This window comes from Terriglobales bacterium (assembly GCA_035624475.1).
In the GTDB taxonomy this organism is placed as follows: domain Bacteria; phylum Acidobacteriota; class Terriglobia; order Terriglobales; family Acidobacteriaceae; genus DASPRL01.
The window spans coordinates 1-3,784 of record DASPRL010000075.1; the positions used below are offsets into that span (position 1 = coordinate 1).

General features: G+C 68.0%; 3 protein-coding genes. All 3 read left to right on the forward strand.

Translation table 11 applies throughout. From position 1 onward, the window contains the following. Window positions 1–2,041, forward strand: a 2,041-nt coding sequence (locus VEG08_03290) for a polysaccharide biosynthesis tyrosine autokinase (GenBank protein HXZ27005.1), incomplete at its 5' end; no start/stop codon positions are given. 67 nt (window positions 2,042–2,108) lie between these two features. Then, window positions 2,109–3,350, forward strand: a complete 1,242-nt coding sequence (locus VEG08_03295; protein HXZ27006.1) for a hypothetical protein — start codon at window positions 2,109–2,111, stop codon at window positions 3,348–3,350. A gap of 11 nt (window positions 3,351–3,361) precedes the next feature. Then, on the forward strand, window positions 3,362–3,784 hold a 423-nt coding region (locus VEG08_03300; protein HXZ27007.1), incomplete at its 3' end, for a hypothetical protein.

A 3,784-nucleotide genomic window follows, 5' to 3' on the forward strand; every position in this document is an offset into this window, starting at 1 on the left:
CAGCGGGCAGATCGCCATCTATCGCGACAACCCGACGCCCCTGGGCTTCAAGGACCAGGTGCCCACCGACAGCGGCAGCTCCGACGATTGGGATTACACGGTGGGGCTGACCACGCAGTCGCGCGTGCTGCAGAGCGACACGCTGGCGCTGATGGTGATCCACAACCTGCAACTGGACCGCAATCCGCACTTCGCCGGCTACCAGCCGGGGGCGCGGGGGAACGCGGGGCAGGTGGCGCTGACCGGGTCGGCCACGGATTCGGCGCGGCAGACCGCGATGATCAACGCCTTCGAGTCGGGGTTGACGGTGACCATGATCCCCAACACCCGCCTCATCGAGCTGCGCTACGCCAGCACCGATCCCCGGCTGGCCGCCGACATCGTCAACGCCCTGGCCCAGGCTTACGTGGAGAACAACCGCCGCACCAAGTACGAGTCCACCACCCAGGCCTCCGACTGGCTCTCCAAGCAACTGGCCGACCTGCAGGTCAAGGTGGAGACCTCGCAGCAGCAGCTGGCCGACTACCAGCGCGAGCACGGCATCCTGGGCCTGGACGAGAAGCAGAACATCATCACTTCCAAGCTGGACGAGCTGAACAAGGACCTCACCGACGCGGAGGCCGACCGCATCCAGAAGGAAGCCGCCTACCGCCAGATGGAGAACGGCTCCGGCCAGCATGCCGCCGATGACCAGTTGCTGCAGGGATTGCGCCAGCAGGAAGCCGACGTGAAAAGCCAGTTGGCGCAGTTGACGGTGCAGTTCGGTCCCGCCTACCCCAAGGTGGTCGAACTCAACAGCAAGCTGAAGGAGATCCAGGCTTCCATCCAGGCGGAGACCCACCGCAGCGTGGGCCGCGCCCAGAACGACTACAACGTGGCCCTGCAGCGCGAGCGCATGCTGCACGGCGCACTCGACAAGCAGAAGCAGGAAGCCAACCAGCTCAACGAGAGCGCCATCCAGTACAACATCCTCAAGAAAGAGGCCGACACCAACCGCCAGCTCTACGACGACATGCTGCAGAAGCTGAAGGAGGCGGGCATCGAGGCGGGCCTGAAGGCCACCAACGTCCACATCGTGGATGCGGCGCGCGTTCCCACTTCGCCCTCCAAGCCCAACATCCCGCGCAACCTGGCGTTGGGCTTCTTGATGGGCATCATGGGCGGCGTGGTCTTCGCCTTCGTGCTGGAGCTCCTGGACAGCACCGTGCGCACGCCCGAGCAGGTGCAGATGATCTCGGCGCTGCCCTCGCTGGGCATCGTTCCCCTGAGTTCGGGCGCGACCAGGAAGGGCAAGGCGCCGCCGCTGCTGCCGGGCAAGAGTGCGGTGGCGCGGGGCGGAGTCGGGTTGATCGCCTATTCGCGGCCGCGCTCGGAGATCGCCGAGGCCTATCGCGCCCTGCGCACTTCCATCCTGCTCTCTTCCCTGGGCGCGCCACCCAAGGTGATCCTGGTCACCAGCGCGCTGCCCCAGGAGGGCAAGACCACGACTTCGATGAACTCAGCCATCGTGCTGGCGCAGAAGGGCGGGAAGGTGTTGCTGGTGGACGCCGACCTGCGCCGCCCCGGCGTGCATCAGACCATGGGCATGAGTTCGCGCGCTGGCCTGAGCACCCTGCTCACCGGCAGCGACAAGGGCGAGAACCTCATCCAGACCTCGCGCCAGCTCAAGAACCTGTTCATCCTGCCCGCCGGACCCACCCCGCCCCAGCCCGCCGAACTGCTGGGCTCCGACCTGATGCGCAGCCTGCTGCAGCGCTGGCGCGAGGAGTACGACCACATCGTCATCGACACCCCGCCCGCGCTCACCGTGACCGACGCCGTGCTGCTCTCGCCGGCCGTGGACGCGGTGATCCTGGTGATCCGCTCCGGCCGCACCCCCAAGGACGCGTTGCGCCGCGCCCGCGACCTGCTGGCCCAGGTCAACGCCCGGGTGATGGGAGTGGTAGTCAACGCCATCGATCTCCAGTCCCCGGATATGTACTACTACTATTACGGGGCCAAGCACGGCGGACATTACTACGATGAGAACGCGGCGCGCTGACCTGGTGACCATCGCCGAGCCGTTCATCCTAACCTGCGCCGCCCCTTCCTGCTGAGGCACCGTGCGCTTGGACTCGCCAACCAGGAAAGCGACGCTGGCGACCCTGGTGCTGGGCTTGTGCTCGGCCTATGTCTATGTCGCGGGGCGGGACTACGCTGCCTCGCGTCTGGCCGGTTCCAGGACGGCCGCCGGCCTGGAAGCGGCGTCGCGCCTGGAGCCGGGTGACGCCAGCTACGCCGACCTGCTAGGGCGCCACTACTTCTACGCCACCCTGGAGGTGCCCAGGGCGGTGCGTGAGTTCCAGCAGGCCACCTCGCTCAATCCCGGGGTGGCGCAGTACTGGATGGACCTGGCCCTCGCCTACAGCGCCTCCGGCGAGACGGCGCAGGAGCGGGCGGCGGTGGAGCGGGCCCTGGCCGCCGATCCCACCACTCCGGAAGTCGCCTGGGACGCCGCCAACTTCTACTTCGCTCTGGGCGAAACCGCCGCCGGGCTGGCGCAGTTGCGGCTGGTCTTTCAGTACCAGCCCTGGGCGGAGCTGGACGGCATGCAGCTGGCTTGGCGGGCCACCCGCGACCCGGCCAGGATCGTGCGCGACGCTCTGCCGGACGATCCGGAAGTGCGCCTGGCCTTCCTGAAGTTCCTGCTGCAGCAGAACGAGCCCGGGGCCGCCGCCCAGGTCTGGGACCAGGTGAGCGCCGCGGGGCGGCCCTTTGACGCCAAGCTGGCGCTGCCCTATGCGCAATACCTCCTCGATCAGAAACAGGTCGATGCAGCGCAGCAGGTGTGGCGTGAACTGGCGGGCGTGGATCGCAGCTTCGCCGCTTACCTGCCCTCTTCCGAACTGGCGGTGAACGGAGGCTTCGAACACGAGATGCTGAACACCGGCTTCGACTGGCGTTACCAGCCGGTGGCGCACGTGAGCCTCGCCATCGACTCCTCCGAGGCCCACGGCGGCGAGCACGCTCTGATGATCGGGTTCGACGGGGGCCCGGTACGCGAGGTCGGCTTGTGGCAATTGGTCCCGGTCCGCCCCGGCACGACCTACGACCTGAGCGTCTGGTCGCAGGCGCGGGAGTGGGCGGGCGTGGGCGGGCTGCGAGTGGCGGTGGAAGATGCCTTCGACCACACTCCCTGTGGGAGCGGCGAGCTGCTGGCCACCACCGCGGGCTGGCGCCAGTCCAGCTTCTCCTTCACCACCCCGCCGCAGACCAGGTTGGTGATGGTGAAGCTGGTCCGCGACCCTGCCGGAGAAGTCCTGGCGGGGAGATTCTGGCTAGATGATGTGTCCCTGAACCCTGCGCGTTAAGGAGAGCAGCTTTGCCCACAAGCTCACGGACCGCCGGCCAGGAAGTCCGGCGTCGAGCCTCGGCTCCGGCTGCCGAGGCCGCGCCGGGAGCGCTCGACCACGCACTCTTTGCCGGCTTCTGCGCGGTGCTGCTGTTCGGGCCGCTGGCCTTCGGCGCGGTGGAAGCCTGGTCGATCTTCGCCCTGGAGACCGGCACTGCCCTGCTGCTGCTGCTGTGGGCGGCACGCCAGATGGCGGCCGGGCGCTTGAGCATTCCCTACCACCCGCTCTACGGCCCCATGTTGCTGCTGGGCGCGGTGGTGGCGGCGCAACTGGTCCTTGGCCTCTCCGCGTACCGCCACGCGACCTGGACGGAGGCGCTGCGCTACGTGGCTTACGGCATCCTGGCGCTGGTGGCGGCGCAGTGCCTGAGCCTGCGCGGGCGCATCAAGCAG